General features: G+C 63.0%; 16 protein-coding genes. 7 read left to right on the top strand and 9 right to left on the bottom strand.

Annotated features, from left to right (window positions below):
• The 3 genes from ACK5L9_RS14700 to ACK5L9_RS14690 all read right to left on the bottom strand — a co-directional run.
• Positions 1 to 386: acyltransferase family protein (locus tag ACK5L9_RS14700; protein WP_416912218.1), on the bottom strand; the 386-nt coding region annotated here is incomplete at its 3' end.
• Between the two features lie 36 nt (positions 387 to 422).
• On the bottom strand, positions 423 to 791 hold the full coding sequence (locus ACK5L9_RS14695; RefSeq protein WP_416912217.1) for a hypothetical protein: 369 nt from the start codon (positions 789 to 791) through the stop codon (positions 423 to 425).
• Entirely contained in the window at positions 788 to 1,270 is a 483-nt protein-coding gene (locus ACK5L9_RS14690; protein ID WP_416912216.1) for a sigma factor, read from the bottom strand. Before ACK5L9_RS14690 ends, ACK5L9_RS14695 begins: the two co-directional genes overlap by 4 nt.
• 133 nt (positions 1,271 to 1,403) lie before the next feature.
• Here ACK5L9_RS14690 and cobS point away from each other — a divergent pair, with 133 nt between their 5' ends.
• Positions 1,404 to 2,375: a cobaltochelatase subunit CobS gene (gene cobS / locus ACK5L9_RS14685; RefSeq protein ID WP_416912215.1), complete on the top strand. Its 972-nt coding sequence runs from the start codon at positions 1,404 to 1,406 to the stop codon at positions 2,373 to 2,375.
• 66 nt (positions 2,376 to 2,441) lie between these two features.
• Here the strand turns inward: cobS and ACK5L9_RS14680 are convergent, their stop codons facing one another.
• The 6 genes from ACK5L9_RS14680 to glgB all read right to left on the bottom strand — a co-directional run bounded on the left by ACK5L9_RS14680 (position 2,442) and on the right by glgB (position 14,932).
• The gene (locus ACK5L9_RS14680; RefSeq protein WP_416912214.1) at positions 2,442 to 5,168 is read right to left on the bottom strand and encodes a trypsin-like peptidase domain-containing protein; all 2,727 of its coding nucleotides are present in this window, start codon (positions 5,166 to 5,168) and stop codon (positions 2,442 to 2,444) included.
• Positions 5,169 to 5,405: 237 nt separating this feature from the next.
• Positions 5,406 to 7,862, bottom strand: a complete 2,457-nt coding sequence (locus ACK5L9_RS14675) for a glycogen/starch/alpha-glucan phosphorylase (protein WP_416912213.1) — start codon at positions 7,860 to 7,862, stop codon at positions 5,406 to 5,408.
• Positions 7,863 to 7,956: 94 nt separating this feature from the next.
• The gene (gene glgX / locus ACK5L9_RS14670) at positions 7,957 to 10,044 is read right to left on the bottom strand and encodes a glycogen debranching protein GlgX (protein WP_416912212.1); all 2,088 of its coding nucleotides are present in this window, start codon (positions 10,042 to 10,044) and stop codon (positions 7,957 to 7,959) included.
• On the bottom strand, positions 10,041 to 11,465 hold the full coding sequence (gene glgA, locus ACK5L9_RS14665) for a glycogen synthase GlgA (protein ID WP_416912219.1): 1,425 nt from the start codon (positions 11,463 to 11,465) through the stop codon (positions 10,041 to 10,043). Before glgA ends, glgX begins: the two co-directional genes overlap by 4 nt.
• On the bottom strand, positions 11,465 to 12,724 hold the full coding sequence (glgC, locus tag ACK5L9_RS14660; protein WP_416912211.1) for a glucose-1-phosphate adenylyltransferase: 1,260 nt from the start codon (positions 12,722 to 12,724) through the stop codon (positions 11,465 to 11,467). The genes glgA and glgC overlap by 1 nt, the downstream gene beginning before the upstream one ends.
• A gap of 24 nt (positions 12,725 to 12,748) precedes the next feature.
• Positions 12,749 to 14,932, bottom strand: coding sequence for a 1,4-alpha-glucan branching protein GlgB (gene glgB, locus ACK5L9_RS14655; RefSeq protein WP_416912210.1), 2,184 nt, complete (start codon positions 14,930 to 14,932; stop codon positions 12,749 to 12,751).
• A 122-nt stretch (positions 14,933 to 15,054) separates the two neighbouring features.
• Here glgB and ACK5L9_RS14650 point away from each other — a divergent pair, with 122 nt between their 5' ends.
• The 6 genes from ACK5L9_RS14650 to rpoD form a co-directional block, all read left to right on the top strand.
• Entirely contained in the window at positions 15,055 to 16,656 is a 1,602-nt protein-coding gene (locus ACK5L9_RS14650; RefSeq protein ID WP_416912209.1) for an alpha-glucosidase, read from the top strand.
• A 447-nt stretch (positions 16,657 to 17,103) separates the two neighbouring features.
• A complete protein-coding gene (locus tag ACK5L9_RS14645) occupies positions 17,104 to 17,685 on the top strand; it encodes a hypothetical protein (protein WP_416912208.1) in 582 nt (193 codons plus the stop codon).
• Between the two features lie 100 nt (positions 17,686 to 17,785).
• Positions 17,786 to 18,187, top strand: a complete 402-nt coding sequence (locus tag ACK5L9_RS14640; protein ID WP_416912207.1) for a hypothetical protein — start codon at positions 17,786 to 17,788, stop codon at positions 18,185 to 18,187.
• A gap of 14 nt (positions 18,188 to 18,201) precedes the next feature.
• The gene (locus ACK5L9_RS14635) at positions 18,202 to 18,762 is read left to right on the top strand and encodes a helix-turn-helix transcriptional regulator (protein WP_416912206.1); all 561 of its coding nucleotides are present in this window, start codon (positions 18,202 to 18,204) and stop codon (positions 18,760 to 18,762) included.
• Positions 18,763 to 18,816: 54 nt separating this feature from the next.
• Positions 18,817 to 20,733, top strand: a complete 1,917-nt coding sequence (dnaG, locus tag ACK5L9_RS14630) for a DNA primase (RefSeq protein WP_416912205.1) — start codon at positions 18,817 to 18,819, stop codon at positions 20,731 to 20,733.
• Between the two features lie 139 nt (positions 20,734 to 20,872).
• Positions 20,873 to 22,369: RNA polymerase sigma factor RpoD (gene rpoD, locus ACK5L9_RS14625; RefSeq protein ID WP_416912204.1), on the top strand; the 1,497-nt coding region annotated here is incomplete at its 3' end.

Raw genomic sequence — 22,369 nt, 5'->3', positions numbered from 1 at the left:
TCAAGAAAATAGGGCGAACCGCCATCCTTCAACAGGGTCAGGATATAAATCGCCGCGACTGCGGGAAGATAAGGAATCCAGATGCGGGTGGCACGGTCGTAAAAGAACCGGGGCAGCCCAGCAGGCGGCATCTTAAGCAAAATACCGCCGATCAGCCATCCGCTGAGCGCAAAGAATATCTGCACCGCGAAATTTCCCGGCGAAACAAGACCGGTAACTTGTGCGTGCTGAACGAATACCAACGAGGCCAGGATAATACGCAGCCAGTCGAACAGAGGGTATTGAATTCTGCTGTAATCGGGCATGGGAGGGCGAAGCGGGAACCAATACACGTATGCTAATAAATACAGTTCAGTATATATTTTCGCCGGGGTGTCAACGTGCATTCAGTCGCTGCGGGAATGTTATTCCGGCATCGCGGGTCAGGCGCGCGGCCACAGCAGCATGCCCAGGGCGGCCAGGGCGATCAGGCCCAGGCTCAGCCACAGGAGGCTGCCCCAGCCGCCAGCGCGGCCGGTATCGGGGGGGTCGGTCAGCGGCGGCGTACTGTGACCCAGTTTTTCGCGGATGCGTTGCCTTGCGCGGGCAGGGGGCATCACCGGGGTCAGCCCGCCCGCCAGCGTCGCCAGCCTTTCCTGCCAGTCGCGGACCTTTTGCGCGAAACCGGCATCCTCGCCGAGACGGTCGGCAATAGCCTGCATTTCGTCTTCGTTCAACAGGCCAAGGACCAGTTCGGCGGCAAGCGCTTCGTCCTCGTCGATCGCCGGGGGGGCGATGGGGGCTTGGGTCATCGGCTGGCACCCTCATGGAACCGCATCAACGCCTCGCGAAAGGCCGCGCGGGTGGCGTCGGGGCGGCGGCGCTCGCGCGCGGCCAGATCGGCATAGCTCAGCCCCTCAAGACAGACGGCGCGGATGGCGTCGATTCCGGCATTTCCCGCCTCGTCGCCGGGTGCGGGGTCCGCAGCCCGCGCTGCGGGGGGCGGCAGGGCGCGGGCGCGCAGGCGGTCAATGGCATGGCCTCGGGCGATGGTGATCAGCCAGGCAAGCGGCGTCAACCCGCTGCCCGCCTGCCGCCCGGCATCGCGCCAGACCTTCAGATAGACCTCTTCCAGCGCGTCCTCGGCCTCGGGGCGGTCCTTCAGGACCGAACGGCAGATCGCGTGCAATTGCGGCGATGTCATGTCGTATAGGGCGGCGAATGCCTCGCGGTCGCCTTCGGCGACCCGGGCGATCATCTTGTCCAGCGGAAATCTGCGGGCGTCCTGCATGCGCGGCCTCGGCTTGCCTCGTGCGTCATTCCCCAAGATTAGGTGGCGCTTCGCAGCGCGTCAACGCAAGGGCGGCTTGCACTTGGCCGGGGAATGCGTGATCAAGGCGCGGATGTGATGAAAGGGGCCGACGATGCTGGATGCGAACGCCAAACCCACGGAAGAGATCGACCTGCGCGAGGTTTTCGGTCTGGACAGCGACATGAAGGTGAAGGGTTTCGCCGAACGTTCCGACCGCGTCCCCGAGATCGACGGCACCTATAAATTCGACCCTGACACGACGCTGGCGATTCTGGCGGGCTTTGCCTATAACCGCCGGGTGATGATCCAGGGTTATCACGGCACCGGCAAATCCACGCATATCGAACAGGTGGCCGCGCGGCTGAACTGGCCCTGCGTGCGCGTCAATCTTGACAGCCATGTCAGCCGGATCGACCTGATTGGCAAGGATGCGATCAAGCTGGTCGATGGCAAGCAGGTCACGGTGTTCCACGAGGGCATCCTGCCATGGGCGCTGCGCAACCAGACGGCTATCGTCTTTGACGAATACGATGCGGGTCGCGCCGATGTCATGTTCGTCATCCAGCGCGTGCTTGAGGCCGATGGCAAGCTGACCCTGCTGGACCAGAATGAGGTGATCACCCCGAATCCCTATTTCCGCCTGTTCGCCACGGCGAACACGGTCGGTCTGGGCGATACGACCGGGCTTTATCACGGCACGCAACAGATCAACCAGGGCCAGATGGACCGCTGGTCATTGGTCTCGACGCTGAACTATCTGTCCCATGACGCCGAGGCGGCGATCGTGCTGGCCAAGAATCCCAATTACAACAACGAAAAGGGCCGCAAGACCATCAACCAGATGGTGACGCTGGCCGATCTGACGCGGACGGCCTTCATGCAGGGCGATCTCAGCACCGTGATGTCGCCGCGCACCGTCATTAGCTGGGCGCAGAACGCGCGCATCTTTGGCAATATCGGCTATGCTTTCCGCCTGACCTTCCTGAACAAATGCGACGAGCTTGAACGTCAGACCGTGGCCGAATTCTATCAGCGCCTGTTCGACGAGGAACTGCCCGAAAGTGCTGCGGCACAGGCAAGGTAAGGGCGACCGGATCGTTGCATCCCGGATTTCCAGCGTCCTGCGACGGGTTCTGACAGCCGCCGCGCCTCAGCCCTGACCAGACGGGGTGATCTGAAGGGGGGCGTCGCGGGCGACCATGCGGATGACCAGCGGCACATGGTCCGACACGTCGCGGGTAAAATCCGCGACCGTCTTGTCCAGCCGCACGATTGCCGCGTCATCTCCGCTGATGGGTGACATCTGCACATCCTTGCTGACCACGATGTGATCAATCAGCGACCGGTGGCTGTCCCCGACATAGGACAGCGCGTTATCGGCCGCGTCATCGGTGGTCAGCGTAAACAGGTCGGGCGTGTCGGTCAGGGGGGCCAGAATGTCGTTGTTCAGCGTCTCGTTCAGGTCTCCTCCCAGTACCACGGGCAGTTTCTCGGTCCTGCGGATATCGGCGATGACATCGGAAAGGATTTCGGCGGCAAGGCGGCGGCGGGCCTTGCTTTCGGGATCGCCAAAGGCCTTGAGATGCAGCACGATCATGATGAATTCGACCGGATCATGGTTTTTGGCATTGGGGCGCACGCGGACATGGGCGATCAGCGGTCGCCGGGGAAAGGCGGTCCGCCCCGAACCGGTGCGCGCCGCCCATGCCGATTTGTGGCGGTTCAGGATTCTGGCTGAAATCGTCACCTCGGTGGTCTGGCTGTCATACAGAATCGCCAGATCCTGACGGCCCTGCGCGTCGAGATATTTGAAGTCATAGCTGAACCCCAGCGCCTGAAGCGCGGCGGTCAAGCGCTTCATCGCGCCGCGTTCGACCTCGACCAGCCCCATTGCGTCCAGCGAAAGATGCCCCAGAACGCCCGCGACAGTCTGAACCCGCGCATCGGAAATGGAATCATTGAAATGTTCTATGTTCCAGAACCCGATATCGGCAAATTCATGCGAACCCCTGTATTCGGGAAGCTCGACCTCTTTGGTGCCCGATCCGGTGATCCCGGCGACATCGAAAAAACCCAGATGGGGAGAGCTGTCGGGAATCGAGGACAGCAATTGTTGCAGGCCGGGCGATCCGGTGGTTCCGTCGATCTGGCGGGCCAGCAGATGCGAAACGATGGCGGCGATGCGCACACCCTCATTCGTGGTCACGCCGCTTTCCACCCAGCCGGCATGGTGCAGCGCCACCAGATCCCAGGTGTTGTTGAAGACCGGACTGCCCGAGGAACCCGGCTCGGTATCGGTTTCATACCAGACGACCTTGTCCTTGACGCGCAGCACCTTGTTGTTGTGCAGGGCGACCTCTTTCTGGCGACCGCGCGGGTGCTGGACAATATTGACCTGCTCGCCGCGGGTCACGGTCGAGGGGTTGCGCAGCAGCGGGATCGGTTCGATTTCGGCAAGAGCCAGGTCGTCGCAGCCGACAATGGTGAAATCCAGTTCCTTCGATGTGACGAAGAACCGGTCCGGGTCCGGCGTGACCATCAGGCTTGTCGCGCCCTCTTCAAAGTAAAATTCGGCGACGGCGCTGCGGGCCTCGCCGGGGTCGGCGATGACGTGGTTGTTGGTCATGATGCAATTGCGGTTGCCGATCAGGAACCCCGTTCCCGATCCGCCCGGCAGGTTGACGCGGCAGACGGCTGCGGCTGCGCTGGCCCCGCGACCAAGGAAACTGGCGGGCAGGAAATCCGCCCCGCCCGAGATTTTCTCGAAATGCAGGGAAATGTCGCGTTCAATTTCCTTGCGGCGGGTTTCGTCGTCGGTCGGGGGCAGGGACATGTCCAGCAGTTCGCGGCCCCGGCAATCGACCAGTTCGCGAAAGGCCTGCGGTGCCAGATCCTGCGCGGCGATCATCGCCTCTTTGCCGGGCGACAGGCGGGGTTGGGCCTCGTGCGGAGGCTCTGATCCAAAGATCGATTCGATGGTGGCGCGAAATCTGTTGGCGGCGGCGGCAAAGCCGACACTGTCGGGGTGCAATTCGTCAAACCAGTTGTCGCCGATGCTGTTCAGGCAATTGACGCGCAGGACGGAGCCGGAAAATTCCGCAGTCAGCCCGATCAGGGCTGCGTTAAAGCGGTCGATCAGTTCGGCGACGATCTGCGCCTGCAGCGTGGTGTCGCCTATCCCCAGTTCGGTCATCGGCTGGCCCAGCCAGCGGCCATCCTTTGGGCGCGCGTAATCATATCCGTTGCACAGGATTTTCAGGTCGGGAAATTCGGCCAGCACCTTTTGAAACATCGACCGATAATTGCCGATGATGCCGTGCAGCCGCGTGTCGAACGTGGCATTGGGATAGTCGCGGGCGGCGCGGCCAGCCTTGTAGCGATGCAGCTCGGATGCCAGCCGGCCCCGGCCCAGCAGATCGTTGCCGCCGCCGCTGATCAGCAGCAGATGCGGCTTGTACTGCCGCAGGGCAGGCAGGATTTCGTCCTGATCCAGCATGTCCTGAACCATGTCCCCCGAGGCCCCAAGGCTGCAAATCGCATAATCGTCGGACAGATGGTCGATCACGTCGCGCAGAAGGAAGGGAAATTCGAACCAGCTATCGCCCTCGGCCACGACGCGCAGGCCGGTCCAGCCCGCTTCGATCTTGCCAAGATAATTCCGCTGCCGCCGTCGCCGCGACATGGCGTTGAAAAAGCGCATGACGACGTTGGCGTCGCTGCCCTCGTCATCGACCAGTTCGGGATTGATCCGCACCTGCGGGACAAAGGCATCCAAAGATGCGGGCGCGACCATCAGATAGGCGGCGATTTCCTCGTCCGGGGTGGCGGGGTTGCGGATTTTCTCTTTGAGATCGGTCAGCGTGGTTTTCCTGGGCATCGGAAACCCCTTTTTCAAATGAGCTATCCCGAATCTCGAAAGGGAATATTCCCATATATGCGCAACAAGAGTGCAGCGGGCAAATGAAAACCGGCGACATTCGCGATGTCGCCGGTTTTTATATAGCAGACGGAAGCCGGTTTGATCCTCAAACTGGCGCAGCACCATCGTAAAATCAAATGGTTATAGCTTGGCAACATAATCAAAGAAAGTCGTCAGGCTATATATTCGTGTTCTTCACAGGCTGATGGGCCGGGCCTTCCAGATATCCTGCATATAGCCCCGGATCGTGCGGTCGGATGAGAAAAAGCCCGAGCGCGCGATATTGAGCGTTGCCATCCGGTTCCATTCGGTCGGATCGCGATAGGCGGCATCCACCCGGCGTTGCGCGGCGAAATAGGAATCGAAATCCGAAGCGACAAGGAACGGGTCGTCATTCCACGTCCGGTCCAGAAGCGAGAAATACGGATCCGCGCTGCCGCCCGAAAAACGCCCCTCGGCGATCATCTGAAGCGCGGCTTTCAGTTCCTCGCTTTTCTCGATTGCCCGGCGGGCATGACCGGGGCGGGCGGATTCGGCGGCGGCCTCGTCTGCGGTCAGGCCGAACAGAAAGAAATTCCCGGCCCCTGCCAGTTCGCGGATCTCGACATTCGCGCCGTCCAGCGTGCCGATGGTCAGCGCGCCGTTCATGGTGAATTTCATGTTGCCGGTGCCCGAAGCCTCTTTCCCGGCGGTCGAGATCTGTTCGGACAGGTCCGCCGCGGGAATCAGCACCTCGGCCATTGAGACGTTGTAATTCGGCGGATAGGCGATTTGCAGCAAGTCGCGCGTCACCGGATCGTCGTTGATCGTCGCGGCGACATCGTTGATCAGGTGAATCACCGTCTTGGCCAGCCAGTAACCGGGCGCTGCCTTGCCGCCAAAGATCTTGACACGCGGGGTCCAGTCGCCGTTCGGATCGTCATGGATACGATGCCACAGCGCGATGGTTTCCAGAATGTTCAGCAATTGGCGTTTGTATTCATGCATCCGCTTGACCTGAACGTCAAACATCGCATCCGGGCTGGCCCGAACCTCCAGCCGGTCCAGCAAGCCATTCGACAGCCGGACCTTGTTGGCGCGTTTCGCCGCTTGCAAGCGGTCCAGAAAAGCGGGATCGGCGGCATGAGGTTCCAGCGCGGCAAGCTGGTCCAGATCGGCGGTCCAGCCGGTGCCGATGGTGTCGTCCAGCAACCCGGCCAGCGCCGGATTGGCCATGCGCAGCCAGCGGCGCGGCGTAACGCCGTTCGTCTGGTTGACGATGCGGTCAGGATGCAGCTTGTGCAGATCGGCAAAGACGGTGTTCTTGACCAGTTCCGTATGCAGCGCCGAGACGCCGTTGACTTTGCCCGCCATGATGAAGGCCAGTTCGCCCATATGCACCTGATCATAGCGGATGATGCCGACATGGTCGGGGCGGCCGCTGGTCTTGCGGTGATCGTCATCGATCATCTGGACGATTTGCAGGTGGCGCGGCAAGATGCGGCCCATCAGCCAGGTAGACCAACGTTCCAGCGCCTCGGGCAGCAGGGTGTGGTTGGTATAGTTCAGCGTGCCGCGCGCCAGATCCAGCGCTTCGGCGAAGGAAAAGCCGTGATCGTCCATCAGCAGGCGGATCAGCTCTGGCCCGGCAATGGCCGGGTGGGTATCGTTCAGCTGGATCGCAATTTTTTCGGGCAGAACCCGCAAATCGCTGTATTCGCTTAGAAAGCGGCGCAGAATGTCCTGAAGCGCGGCCGAGGTGAGGAAATATTCCTGTTTCAGCCGCAGTTCCTTGCCGGATTCGGTGGCGTCATCGGGATACAGCACGCGCGACAGGGTGCGGGCCAGCGCCTCGGGCTCGGCCGCAGCGGCGTAATCGCCCGCGTTAAAGCGGTGCAGGTCGAACAGCGTGGTCGGATGCGCGCCCCACAGGCGCAGGGTATTGGCCCATTTACCCTCCCATCCGATCACCGGCGTGTCATAGGCCCGCGCGATCACGCTTTCACCCGGATGCCAGACCGAGCGTCCGTCCACCTGTTCCACATGCCCCTTGAAACCGATGGTATAGCTGTATTCCATGCGGACAAATTCCCAGGGGTGCGGCTGGTTCAGCCAGTCCTCGGGGGTTTCGACCTGATGGCCCGCCTCGAACCGCTGGCGGAACAGGCCGTGTTCATAGCGGATGCCATAGCCGAAGGCCGGGCATTGCAGCGAGGACAGCGATTCCATGAAGCATGCCGCCAGACGACCCAGACCGCCATTGCCAAGGGCGGCGTCGGGTTCGTTTTCCAGGATCTGCTGTTTGTCCAGCCCCAGCATCGTCAGGGCCTGATCAATCCCTTCCTCAAGGCGCAGATTGATGATGGCATCGCCAAGGATGCGCCCGATCAGAAACTCCATCGACAGATAGCAGACCCGCTTGGCCCCCTGACCGCGCGCCGCCCGGATCGCCCCGGTCCAGGGTGTCACCATCTGGTCGCGGATCGTATAGCTGACGGCAAGCCGCCAATCGAAGGTCGAGGCGTATTCCGGTTCGCGCCCCAGTGTCATTGTCAGGTGATAGGCGATCCGATCGCGCAGGGCCTCGGCGGTGGAAAGCGTGTCGGAAGGGGCTTGCTGGGTCACGGTCGGTCTCTTGCAATGGTCAATGGATGGTTCGCGCCGGGATGACATCTGGCAAGCGGTGCGGCACGGAATCGGCACGCTGTTGCCAGCTTTTCGGCGGGTTGGAAAGCTCTGCCTGTCAAACAGGCGGGGCTGCGTGATCTTATGGCCCTTCCGGCTCGCTCAGGACGAAGGCGGCGACGCTTTCGGCGGCGATGGTTTCGGATGGCGCGGCGGGCCGGTCGGGGTTGTCGTCCCGCGTGCTGTCCAGCCGCCAGCGCCATTTGCCGCCCTTGACCGTGTCGGGCAGGCGCACCTTCGCCTCGGGGCCGGCATTGAACACGATGAATACCGCGCCCGGCAGCGCCGCATATTCAGGCGAACCCGAGGCCGTGCGCATCTCGGCGGCCAGAAGGCGCAAATCGGGATGGGACCAGTCCTCGTTGCTCATGGGCTGGCCATCGGCGCGGCGCCAGAACAGGTCGGGCAGGCCGTCAATCTGGCGCGGCTGGCTGTGCAGGAAACGTTTCTGGCGCAGGATAGGGTTGGCCTTGCGAAAGGCGATCACCCGGCGGCAGAAATTCAGGAAACCGGCATCGGCATTGTCCCAATCGACCCAACCGACGGGATTGTCCTGACAATAGGCATTGTTGTTGCCGGATTGCGAGTTGCCCAATTCGTCCCCGGCAAGGATCATCGGCGTGCCCTGCGACAGCATCACCGTCGCCATCATGTTGCGGCGGCGGCGGGCGCGGCGGGCAAGGATTGCGGGGTCATCGCTTGGCCCCTCGACGCCGCAATTGTCCGACAGGTTGTGATTATGCCCGTCGCGATTGCCCTCGCCATTGGCTTCGTTGTGTTTGTCGTTATAGCTGACCGTATCCATCAGCGTGAAACCGTCATGCGCCGCAACGAAATTCACCGAGGATGTCGCCGCCCGCCCGTCATGGTCGAAACGCGCCGCCGATCCGGCCACGCGTTTCGCCAGCCGACCCAGCATCCCGGCATCGCCGCGCCAGAAGCTGCGGATCTGGTCGCGGAAGCGGTCGTTCCATTCGGCGAAGGGCGCGGGATAACCGCCAAGCTGATAGCCGCCGGGCCCGATGTCCCATGGCTCGGCGATCAGCTTGACGCGGTTCAGCACCGGATCTTGCCGGACCGCGCGGAAGAACGGGCCGTCGCGGTCAAACGCGCCCCTCGTCCGCCCCAGCACCGAACACAGGTCAAAGCGAAACCCGTCCACATGCATCACCTCGACCCAGTAACGCAGCGAATCCATGACCAGCCGCAGGGTAAAGGGGCTGTCCATGTTCAGCACATTGCCGGTGCCCGCATCGTTGACATAGTAACGCGGATCGTCCGACAGCCGGTAATAAGAGGCATTGTCCAGCCCCCGGAAACTGATCGTCGGGCCCCAGCGGTTGCCCTCGGCCGTGTGGTTATAGACCACGTCCAGGATCACCTCGATCCCGGCCTGATGAAAGCGGGCGACCATCTGCTGAAATTCGGCAATGTCGCCGTCGCGCATGTAACGCGGTTCGGGCGCGAAAAAGCCATAGGACATATAGCCCCAATAGTTTTTCAGCCCCTTGTCCACCAGAAAGCGGTCGTCAATGAAGGCATGGACCGGCAGCAATTCGATCGCCGTCACGCCAAGCCGGTTCAGGTGATCCAGCACCGGATCCGAAGCCAGCGCCTGATAAGTGCCGCGATTGCCGATATCGGGGCGGCCTGCGGTCATGCCCCTGACATGCGCCTCATAGATCACCGTTTCGGTCATCGGGCGGCGCAGCGGGGCGTCGGCCCCCCAGGCGAAACTGGGATCGACCACCACCGATTTCGGCATATAGGGGGCGCTGTCGCGCGGATCAAAGCTGAGATCGCCGTCAGGATGCCCCGCACGATAGCCATAAAGCGCGTCATGCGCGCGCGGCCCGCCGGTCAGCCGCTTGGCATAGGGGTCGATCAGCAGCTTGTTGGCATTGAAGCGATGCCCCTCTTGCGGGCGATAGGGGCCATGGACGCGATAGCCGTATTTCTGGCCGGGGCGCAATTGCGGGACATAGCCGTGCCAGACATGGCCCTCGCGTTCGGGCAGGTCGATCCGGGTTTCGCGGTCGCGTTCGTCGAACAGGCACAGGATCACACGTTCGGCATGTTTCGAGAACAGGGCGAAATTCACGCCCGCCCCGTCGAATGTGGCACCCAATGGCGTCGGGTGCCCCGCTGTCATGGCATGTCGCTGGGTCATGGGGCCGCGATCAGTTGCGCATAAAGGCTGGCATAGGCGCCGGCCGACTGATCCCAGCCGACGGGCTGTACCATGGCGTTCCGCTGCATCCGTGCCCAGGTATCGCGGTCGCGATACAGCGCGCAAAGCCGGGTAAGCGCGTTGCGCAGGGGGGCGGGCTCGGTCGGGGCGAATTGCAGGCCCGTGGCCACCCCGCGCGCCAGCGCGGCGGGTGAGGCGTTGATGACGGTATCCGCCAGCCCGCCGGTCAGCGCGACCAGCGGAATGGTGCCATAGCGCAGCCCGTAAAGCTGGGTCAGGCCGCAAGGCTCGAACCGCGATGGCACAAGGATCGCGTCCGCCCCGGCGATCAGCCGATGCGAGAACCCCTCGTCATAGCCGATACGGACCGCGACATTCGGATCCAGGGCGGCATGCTGAAAGGCGGCCTGCAGATCGGCGTCGCCCGAGCCCAGCAGCGCAAGCTGTCCGCCCCCGGCCAGCAGGGTCGGCAGGGTTTGCAGGACCAGATCCAGCCCCTTTTGCTGGGTCATGCGCGAGACGATGATGCAAAGCGGGCCGTCCGAGTCCGGCAGGCCCATCTCGGCCCGCAGCGCGGCCTTGTTCGGGGCCTTGCCCGCGGGCGTCGTATAGGGCGTGATCAGGGGATCGGTGGCGGGGTTCCAGACCGCTTCGTCGATGCCGTTCAGGATGCCGGTCAGCGCCGCGCGGCGATGCCGCATCACGCCGTCCAGCCCCATGCCGAATTCGGGGGTCATCAGTTCCTCGGCATAGGTGGGGGACACTGTGGTCAGCCGGTCGGCCCCCATCAGCCCCGCCTTCAGCGCCGAGATCGCGCCCCAGAACTCATAGCCCTCGCTGTGGAACCGCGCCGGATCCAACCGCAGCGAATGCATCCGCCCCGGATCGGCAATGCCGGTAAAGGCGATATTGTGGATCGACAGGACGGTGCGGATATCCGGCGCGTCCATCTGGCGCAGATATTCGGTCATGAACCCGGCCTGCCAGTCATGACCATGCAGGATCCGGGGCTGCCAGCCCGCCGCGCCATGGGCGGCAACATGCGCCGCCACCCATGACAGCGCGGCAAAGCGTTCGGGGTTGTCGGGCCAGTCATGCCCGTCCGGTCCCAGATAGGGGGTGCCGTCGCGGGCATAAAGATGCGGGGCGTCGATCACCTGCAGATCAAGCCCCGCCGCATGTCCGGCCAGCAATCGTGCCGATCCGCCGAAAAGATCGTCGAACCGCGCGACCTCTTGCGTGTCCTGCAAGCTGTCGGTCACGGCGGGATAGCCCGGCAGCAGGGTGCGCATCCGCACCCCCTTGGCCGCCATCGCGGCGGGCAGCGCGCCCGCGACATCGGCAAGCCCGCCAGTCTTGACCAGCGGGGCACATTCCGACGCGACCGACAGAACCTGCATCACCGGGCCGCCATCCGCCGGTCCAGCATGGTTTGCGTGATCAGCGTCACGCCGCCTTCGCTGACCCGAAACCACTTGCTGTCCTCCTGCCGGTCTTCGCCCACGATCAGGCCCTCGGGAATGATCACGCCGCGATCGATCACGACATTCTTCAACCGCGCGCGGCGGTTCACCGTGACATAGGGCAAAGCGACGACATGATCCAGCACCGCATAGGAATTCGTCTGCACCTGAGTGAACAACAACGAATTGCGGATCTCGGTTCCCGAGATGATGCAGCCGCCCGAGACCATCGAAGAAATCGCCACGCCGCGCCGGTCGGCCTCGTCATGGATGAATTTCGCGGGGGGCACGCTTTCGGAATAGGTCCAGATCGGCCAGTCGCGGTCCCACAGGTTCAGTTCGGGCGTGAAATTGGTCAGGTCGATATTGGCCTGCCAGAAGGCATCGACCGTGCCGACATCCTTCCAGTAGGTCGGCGCACCCTCGGCCCGGACGCAGGAATCGTCAAAGCGATGCGCCATCGCCCGGCCATTGCGGACGATTTCCGGGATCAGGTCATTGCCGAAATCATGGCTGGATTCCGTATCGACCGCATCCTTGCGCAGCAATTCGCGCAGGAATTTCCAGTTAAAGACATAGATGCCCATCGAGGCCAGCGCCTTGTCGGGATGGCCCGGCATGGCGGGCGGGTCGGCGGGCTTTTCCAGAAACGAGGTGATGCGCCCGGTCTCGTCCACGGCCATCACGCCAAAGGCGCTGGCCTCGGCGCGCGGGACGGTCAGGCAGCCGATGGTGACATCGGCACCGGTTTCGACATGCTCGCGCAGCATGATTTCGTAATCCATCTTGTAGATGTGATCACCGGCGAGAATGATTATGTAATCAATGTCATAGCTGTCCACGATGTCGATATTCTGCGTCACCGCATCGGCCGTGCCGCGATACCAGTGATCCTCGGACATACGCTGGCTGGCGGGCAGGATGTCCAGAAACTCGTTCCTCTCGGCCCGGAAAAAGTTCCAACCGCGTTGCAGGTGCCGGATCAGGCTGTGGGCCTTGTATTGCGTGGCAATCGCCATCTTGCGGATGCCCGAGTTCATCGCGTTCGACAGGGCAAAGTCGATGATGCGCGCCTTGCCGCCAAAATAGACGGCGGGCTTGACGCGCCGGTCGGTCAGTTCCCTCAGTCTGCTGCCGCGACCGCCCGCCAGCACGAATGCCATTGCGCGCCGCGTCAGTCTTCTTTTTTCGACCATTTTGTCCTCCCTCGGAAGCGGGTCTTATTGTGCTGAAAAGATTACCACGGACAGGGGCGGCAGGGTTACAGCCATCGAATGCGGCTGACCGTCCTGCGCAGGCCCGTCGGCCTGCACGAACCCCAGATTACCCATGCCGCTGCCGCCGTACAGGGCAGCATCGGTATTGATCGCCTCGCGCCAGCGCCCCGGTTGCGGCACGCCGATGCGGAACTTGTCGCGTGGAACAGGCGTAAAGTTGCAGGCCACGACGACGGGCGGATCCGTGTCGTTGCCGCGCCGGATCCAGACATAGGTTGACTGGTCGGGATCGGTCGCGACCCACTGGAATCCCTCGGGGTCGCAGTCCAGCCGGTGCAGCGCGGGCGTGTCGCGATAAAGCGCGTTCAGATCGCGCACCAGCGCCTGCACGCCCTTGTGCAGCGGTTTTTCCGCCGCCGGCCAGTTCAGTTCGCCATTATGGTTCCATTCCTCGGGCTGCGCGAACTCGCAGCCCATGAACAGCAGTTTCTTGCCCGGATGCCCCCACATGAAGCCGTAATAGGCCCGCAGGCTGGCGAATTTCTGCCATTCATCGCCCGGCATCTTGGTCAGCATGCTGCCCTTGCCATGCACCACCTCGTCATGGCTGATCGGCAGGATGAAGTTCTCCGAGAATGCGTACATCAGGCCGAATGTCATCAGGTCGTGATGGTATTTGCGGTGGACCGGCTCGTGCTGGACATAGCGCAGCGTGTCGTTCATCCAGCCCATGTTCCATTTGAACCCGAAACCCAGCCCCCCCATGTTCACCGGGGCCGAGACGCGCGGGAAAGAGGTGCTTTCCTCGGCCACGGTCATGATGCCGGAACATTCGCCATAGGCTGCGATGTTCATGTTCTGCAAAAAGGCGATGGCCTCGTAATTCTCGCGACCGCCATCCTTGTTGGGCAGCCATTCGCCATCCTTGCGCGAATAGTCGCGATACAGCATCGAGGCCACCGCATCCACGCGCAGCCCGTCCACGTGATATTCCTTCAGCCAGTAGATGGCGTTGGCGATCAGATAGTTCTGCACCTCGGTCCGGCCATAGTTGTAGATCAGCGTGTTCCAGTCCTGATGAAACCCCTCGCGCGGATCAGCATGTTCATACAGCGCGGTGCCGTCGAACCGGGCCAGCCCATGCGCATCGGTCGGGAAATGGCCGGGCACCCAGTCCAGCAGAACGCCCAGACCGGCCTGATGCGCGGCATCGACCAGATCGCGGAATTCATGCGGAGGGCCAAAGCGGATCGTCGGCGCGAACATGCCCACCGGCTGATAGCCCCATGACCCGTCAAAGGGAAATTCGCTGACCGGCAAAAACTCCAGATGGGTAAAGCCCATGCCGCGCGCATAGTTCACCAGATCGTTCGCGGCCTCTTTATACGAGAGCGGGCGGCCATTCTCGTCCAGCCGCCGCCGCCAGCTTCCCAGATGCACCTCATAGATACTGATCGGCGCGGCGCGGTCCTGCGCCCCGGCCCGGTCCGCCATCCACGCCTCGTCATGCCAGCCATAGCCTGCGATGTCGCGCACGATGCTGGCCTTTTCGGGCGGGTGCTGGCTGCCATAGCCGACCGGGTCCGATTTCTGCGCGACCGAGCCGTCAGCCCCGAGGATCTCGAACTTGTACAGATCGCCATCGCCGATGCCGGGCAGGAAGATTTCCCACGCGCCGCTATTGCCAAGCCGCCGCATCGGGTGACGCCGCCCGTCCCAGTGGTTGAACTGCCCCACGACGGAAACGCGCTGTGCATTCGGTGCCCAGACCGCGAAATGCGTGCCCGCCACCCCCTGATGCACCATCGGATGCGCGCCAAGGGCCTGCCACAGCCGCCGATGCGTCCCCTCGCCGATCAGATGCAGATCGACATCACCCAGAACCGGGCCAAAGCGATAGGGATCCTCGAATTCGCGTTCGACGCCTCCGCCGGTCCGCGCCTTCAGGCGATAGGCTCCGGGGCCGACCGGCCCCGCAAACAGATCACCCGCAAGCCGCTGCAACGGGACCGCGCCGTTCTTACCGATGGCGGTCAGTTCGGCCACATCGGGGACAAAGGCGCGAACCCAGATTCGGCGGTTGATCCTGTGCGGGCCAAGCACGTCGAAGGGACGGTCGTGGCGTCCTTCGCGCAGCAAGGCCAGATCGCTCGGGTCGATCAGAAGGGGGGGGTGATTCTGTCCCATCGTGTTCACTTTATTCCGCGCAAAGATTCGGGCAATGCGCTAGTTATCGCTAACATCTCTTTTCGCACATCGCTATGATGTTCGGCAATAATCCGAATCCCCCTGGCGACGTGGAGGTGCCGATGACGGAATGGTGGCGCGATGCGGTGATCTATCAGATTTATCCGCGCAGCTTTCAGGACGACGATGGCGATGGAATCGGCGATTTGCAAGGGATTACACGTCGGCTTGACCATGTCGCGGCGCTTGGGGCCGACGCGATCTGGTTGTCGCCGGTCTTTACCTCGCCCATGAAGGACATGGGCTATGACGTGTCGAATTATACAGATATCGATCCGCTGTTCGGAACCCTGGCCGATTTCGACGCGCTGATCGCGCGGGCGCATGATCTGGGCCTGAAGGTGATCATCGATCAGGTCATCAGCCATACCAGCGACAAGCACCCCTGGTTTCACGAAAGCCGCCAGAACCGCACCAATCCGAAAGCCGACTGGTATGTCTGGGCCGATCCCGACCCCGACGGCACGCCGCCCAACAACTGGCCCTCGGTCTTTGGCGGCCCCGCCTGGGAGTGGGAACCGCGCCGGAGGCAGTATTACCTGCATAACTTCCTGATCGAACAGCCCGATCTGAATTTCCACCACAAGCCGGTTCAGGACGCGCTGCTTAAGACCATGCGCTTTTGGCTGGAACGAGGGGTGGACGGGTTCCGGCTGGACACGGTGAACTATTATTTTCACGACGCGCTGCTGCGCGACAACCCTGCCAATCCCGACCATACCGGCCCGGAAACCTATGGTTTCCAGAAACATGTCCATTCCAAGAACCGGCCGGAAAACCTGGCCTTCCTGCAAAGGCTGCGGGCGCTGACCGACGAATTCGACGCGCGGATGATGGTGGGTGAGGTCGGCGATGGCGGCCAGACGGCCATTGACATCATGGCCGAATACACGGCGGGCGAGGGGCGGCTGCACATGTGCTACAGCTTTGAGATGCTCAGCCCCGAATTCACGGCGGCGCATTTCCGCAAGACCATCGAGGGCGTGCAGAACGGCGCACCGGACGGGCATTCCTGCTGGTCCTTCTCTAACCATGACGTGATGCGCCATGTCAGCCGTTGGGCGAAACATGGCCAGCCGGACGCGCTGGCCCGGCAGGCCATCGCCATGCTGGCCAGCTTTCCCGGCACAATCTGCCTGTATCAGGGCGAGGAACTGGGCCAGCTTGAGACGGATCTGGTCTATGTCGAACTGACCGACCCGCCCGCCCTGCGTTTCTGGCCCGAGGTCAAGGGGCGTGACGGATGCCGCACGCCGATGGTCTGGGATGACAGGTCGCCGAATGCGGGTTTCAGCACCGGCAAGCCGTGGCTGCCGGTCAAGGGTCCGCAGGCGGCGCGTGCCGTTTCGGTCCAGCAGGCCGATAATGACAGCGTGCTGGCCAGCTATCGCGCCACGCTGGCCTTTCGCAAGGGCCAGCCCGCGCTGCGTTGGGGCGAGGCCGCGTTTCTGGACCTGCCCGAGCCGCTCCTTGGCTTGCGCCGCAACCATGACGGGCAGGTTTTGACCAGTATATTCAACCTGTCGAAAAAGCCCGTGACACTGACCCTGACCGGCAAGACGGCGCTGACCGGTCCGTCCGTGGCAACGCTGGCGGGCAAGGCGCTGACCCTGCCCGCAAATGGCTTTGCGTGGCTTGAGGGAAGCCCGGCGATCAGGCCCTGACAACGCGCCGCGACGGCTGCGCGATTCGCTGTGTCCGGGGGCGGGCGCGGGCAAGCCCGGCTGTGGCCAGGGCTGCGGTCAGGATGAGCAGAAGGAAAGTCATCGTCAGATGCTCCGGCAGGTTCACTTGAACGAAAGATAGGGGGCCGCGACGACGATTTCGAGGGCCGCCCCTGCGACCTTCGCGCACAGGACGCCGCGTCACGGGCATGACACATCTCAACGGCCCCTAAACCTGGGTTTATGTGGCGCAACCTAACCCAAATACCCACAACGATAACCGTCCGCCCGATGGACCGGAATCGCTGATCCTGCGCATTTCGTATTGGCGTCGCCGGGATGGTGGCGAAACTTTGCGAAAAATTGAGGTATGGACTCATGAGGGTAAGCAGGTTTGGATTTTCGGCCACTGCGCTGGCAGCGGGTCTGGTGTTCGGAGGAGCGGCCATGGCTTTTTCGCCATTCCCCCGCAGCCCTGCGGCGAATGCCGCCGGGCAGGAACGGTTGTGGTTCGCATCGGACGAGGCTCCGGCCGACTTTGAGGTGCTGGATCCGCAGCCGGTCGAAGGGGGCGGCGAGATTGCCATCGAACCGCCGGAATACAGCATTGACGAGGAAACCGTTGATGGCAGTGTGAGCGTGGAAGAGGGCGGCGAGATTGCCGTCGAACCGCCGGAATACAGCATTGACGAGGAAACCGTTGATGGCAGTGTGAGCGTGGAAGGGGGCGGCGAGATTGCCGTCGAGCCGCCGGAATACAGCATTGATCCGGTGGGTGAGGTCGGTTTCAACACCCCGAACCACTGCGAGACCTGCGATGCCCAAGTCATTGATGCCGATCCCTTGGCGAATATGCCTGCGCAGGGTTTGACCGGGCAGCCGCGAACCGAGCGCGCAGAAGCTCCGGCGCGGCAGGCGGGCAGCCGGTTCGGTCAAGAGCGTGGTGGCGATGGTGACTCCATGCCGGGCACGAGCATCGGGTTCAGCCAGAGAACCCCGATCGGCCTTGGCTGTTGCACCGAACGCTGAGTTTCTGTTGACCGGCAGACCATGTCCTGCTTGGTTTCCGGCAAGGGCCGGGGCGGTATCCTGCCTGCCCCGGCCAGAGCCTTCTTGGATGGAGCAAGCGATGCGTTCCGTTGTTGCGATCCTTTTCGTGTGTCTGTCCCTTCACGCCCCTGCGGTGGCGCGGGCACAACCCGCGCCTGATCCGGTCGGCGATGCCATTATCAGCCAGTTGGACCAGTTGGGATATGACCGGATCGAGATGTCGCGGACCCTGCTGGGGCGCGTGCGCGTCATCGGCGAACGGGATGACCGCCGCCGCGAGATCGTGGCCAACCCCCTGACCGGCGAGATCCTGCGCGATCTTGTCACCCGCAAGCGCAGCTATGCGGCGGAAAACCCCAACCGGGGCGAACGGCAGGCGCAGGGGGAAGCATCGGCGCGATCAGAGAAAGAGGCAGATATTTCAATCTCGCGGGATTTAGGCGACGAACCACAGATCGAAATCACGGATGTCATTCCGTGACAGGACGCCACGGCTTGTTCCGACGAATGATGACACGCGGGCCGCTGGGACTTGCGGCCTTGCTGCTTGTGCAGAGCCTGTGTTCGGCGGTGTTCATCGCAGACATCCTGTCCTCGGTGATCGGTTTCCGCGAGACGCCGATAAGCTGGCAGTTCCGCGAGCTGATCGAGCTTGCGGCGGCTTTCGGCCTGCTGGCGGGAATCGGGCTGGGGGCATGGGCGCTTTGGCTGGCCATGTCCGAACGCAATGCGGCGGAACAGCGGCTGCGGCGCGCCTCGGGCCTGTTTGCCGATGTTCTTCTTGAACGGTTCACTGAATGGCGGCTGACCGCAGCGGAACGTGATGTCGCGCTACTGGCGATCAAGGGGTTGTCCACCGCCGATATCGCGGCGCTGCGCAAGACCTCGGAAGGCACGGTCAAGGCACAGACGGCGGCGATCTATCGCAAGGCGGGCGTGACCGGGCGGCCGCAATTGCTGAGCCTGTTCATCGAGGATCTGTTCGACCCCGCGCTGATCGCGCGCCCGGTCGCTTCGGACGAGGTGCCGGCCCCGGTCGCCGTTGCGGAACGCTGAGCGGGTGATTGTTCCATCTTGCCGTTGCCCGCCAAGGCCCCGATAATCGCGGGCATGAGTATCCCGCCCGCCTTTCTGGATGAATTGCGCAACCGCGTCCCGATCAGCCGCGTGATCGGGCGCAAGGTCGTCTGGGATCTGCGCAAATCCAATCAGGCCAGAGGCGACTGGTGGGCACCTTGCCCGTTCCATCAGGAAAAAACCGCCAGTTTCCACTGCGACGATCAGAAGGGCTTTTACTATTGCTTCGGCTGCCACGCCAAGGGCGATGCGCTGACCTTCCTGCGCGATTCCGAGGGGATGGAATTCATCGAGGCGGTGAAATACCTGGCCGCCGAGGCTGGGTTGCAGATGCCCGAACAGGATCCGGGTGCCCGCGAAAAGGCCGACCGGCGCAGTCAGTTGCTGCAAGTGACCGAGGCCGCTTGCCGCTGGTTTCGTTTGCAATTGCAGACGGCGGCGGCGGGCGAAGCGCGTGAATATCTGGCGCGGCGCGGGCTTGATCGCGAGTCGGGCGACCGGTTCGAGATCGGCTTTGCCCCCGACAGCCGGACCGCCCTGACCGAGGCTCTGCGCGGCAAGGGCTTTGACGAGGGGCTGATCATCGAATCGGGCATGTCGATCCGCCCGGACAACGGCGCGCCCTATGACCGGTTCCGGGGTCGGATCATGTTTCCCATCCGCGACGGACGCGACCGCTGCATCGGCTTTGGCGGGCGGGCGATGGATCCGAATGCGAAGGCCAAATATCTCAACAGCCCGGAAACGCCGCTGTTCGACAAGGGCCGCAACCTCTATCATATCGGCCCGGCGCGCGCCGCCGTGGCCAAGGGCGGGCGGCTTGTTGTGGCCGAAGGATATATGGATGTGATCGCGCTGGCCCGTGCCGGGTTCGGCGGTGCCGTCGCGCCCCTTGGCACGGCGATCACCGAGGAACAGTTGCGCCTGATGTGGCGCGTCTCGCCCGAACCGGTGATCGCGCTGGATGGCGATGCGGCGGGGCAAAGGGCGGCGCAGCGGCTGATTGATCTGGCGCTGCCACTGACCGCGCCCGGACAGGCGTTGCGCTTTGTGGTGCTGCCGGCGGGGCAGGATCCCGACGATCTGATCCGGGCGGCGGGGCCGGGCGCGATGAAGGCGCTGCTGGATCAGGCGCGGCCGCTGGTCGATCTGCTGTGGTCACGCGAAACCGGGGGGCAGGTTTTTGACAGCCCCGAACGCCGGGCCGCGCTTGAGAAACGGCTGCTCGACGCGGTGGCGAAAATTCCCGACGAAGTGACCCGGCAGCATTATCATCAGGAACTTGGCCGCAAACGGCGCGACCTGTTCGGCGGCGGCTGGCAACGTCGCGATACGGGTGGCCGGTCGGGACCGGCGGGCCGCTGGCCCGCCCGGCGCGGAGGGGCCTCGATGGCCCCTTCCGCGCCGCGCCCCCCGATGCTGCCGCCTGACAACCCGCATGCCGGCGAAAACCTGCTGGAAGGTGCCAGCCTGTTGATCTGTGCGTTGCGCCCCGAATGCGTTGCCGCCGTCGAACCGCGCCTGGAACGCCTGTCGCCGCCCGATCCGGACCGGGCCGCGCTGCTGCACGACCTGCTGACCGGCACCGGCAGCGAGGCCGGGCAGCGGGCCCTTGAAACCCTGCGCGCCGATGCCCATCTGGGCCTGACCCCCAGACTGATCACCGGTCAGGACGCCGAAACCGCCTCGGCGGTTCTGGTCAATCTTCTTGACCGGCTTGAGGCGCAGCGTGCCGCAGGGGCCGAACTTGCCCGGGCCGAGGCCGAGATCGCGGGCGAGACCGATGAGGGCCTGACCTGGCGCATGCAGCAGATTACCCGCGCAAGGCACCGCGCCGAGCGCCCCGACATGGAAGATTCCGGCGATCTGAACGAGGATCGAGAGGCGCTGTCCGCCCAGCTTGACCAGTTCGTCAGTGGCGCGATCTGGCGCAAGCCGCCCCGCCGCTGACGAATCGCCCGAATCATCCGCGAATCAGTGATTGGCCCCGCCTTTGATTCGCGTATCAATCGCGCTAGTACTTAAGCGATTCTCCAAGCCGATTCGCGGTCCCGCCCCGCGAGAGATCGCCCCCGACAAGGAGCCCCGGATGGCCGCCAAGGACGACGAGCAAAGCAAGACCGAAAAGGACGACAACGCCCATACGCTCGACATGAGCCAGGCGGCGGTCAAGAAGATGATCGCCGAGGCGCGCGAGCGCGGCTATATCACCTATGATCAGTTGAACACGGTGTTGCCCCCCGATCAGGTCAGCAGCGAACAGATCGAGGATGTGATGTCGATGCTGTCGGAAATGGGCATCAACGTCATCGAGGATGAGGAAGAGGCCGAGGAATCCGAGGGTGGGGCCGTCGCCACCACGACCTCGGGATCGCGCGAAATCGCGGTCGCCACGACCGAAACCGAAAAGCTGGATCGCACCGACGACCCGGTCCGGATGTATCTGCGCGAGATGGGCTCGGTCGAACTGCTGTCGCGCGAGGGCGAGATCGCCATCGCCAAGCGTATCGAGGCCGGGCGCAACACGATGATCGCGGGCCTCTGCGAAAGCCCGCTGACCTTCAAGGCCATCACCATGTGGCGCGAGGAATTGCTGGAAGAGGAAATCCTGCTGCGCGACGTGATCGACCTGGAAACGACCTTCGGTCAGTCCATGGACGACGAGGAAGGCGAGGACGAGGACGATCTGGCCGAAGACAGTTCCGAGGCGCAGCCCGCCCAGAAGCGCGAGGAATTTGACGCTGACGGCAATCCCATGCGCAGCGACGATGACGAGGATGACGACGACGGCGCCAACCTGTCCCTTGCCGCGATGGAGGCCAGCCTCAAGCCCAAGGTTCTGGAAACGCTTGAGGCGATCGCCCGCGATTACGAATTGCTGGCCGACATGCAGGATCAGCGCATGTCCGCGACCCTGAACGAGGATGACAGCTTTTCCGCCGCCGCCGAAACCGACTACCAGAAGCTGCGCAGCGAGATCGTTGTGCTGGTGAATTCGCTTCACCTGCATAACAACCGGATCGAGGCGCTGGTCGATCAGCTTTACGGCATCAACCGGCACATCATGTCCATCGACAGCTCGATGGTAAAGCTGGCCGACCATGCCCGTATCAACCGGCGCGAGTTCATCGAGGCCTATCGCGGATACGAACTTGATCCGAACTGGATGGACCGGATGGCCGAGAAATCCGGCCGGGGCTGGCGCGCGTTTGTCGAGCGTTCGACGCCCAAGGTCGAGGAGTTGCGCTCGGAAATGGCCAAGATCGGCCAGTATATCGGCGTCGATATCTCGGAGTTCCGCCGGATCGTCCAGCAGGTCCAGAAGGGCGAGAAGGAAGCCCGTCAGGCCAAGAAGGAAATGGTCGAGGCGAACCTGCGTCTGGTCATCTCGATTGCCAAGAAATACACGAACCGGGGCCTGCAATTCCTTGATCTTATTCAGGAAGGCAATATCGGCCTGATGAAGGCGGTCGATAAATTCGAATATCGCCGCGGCTACAAGTTCAGCACCTATGCAACCTGGTGGATCCGGCAGGCGATCACCCGCAGTATCGCCGATCAGGCCCGCACGATCCGCATCCCGGTG

The organism is Paracoccus sp. (in: a-proteobacteria), from assembly GCF_047973135.1.
GTDB lineage: Bacteria > Pseudomonadota > Alphaproteobacteria > Rhodobacterales > Rhodobacteraceae > Paracoccus.
The sequence above is the reverse complement of the archived record's forward strand: the minus strand, read 5'-3'. Positions and strand labels throughout refer to the sequence as shown.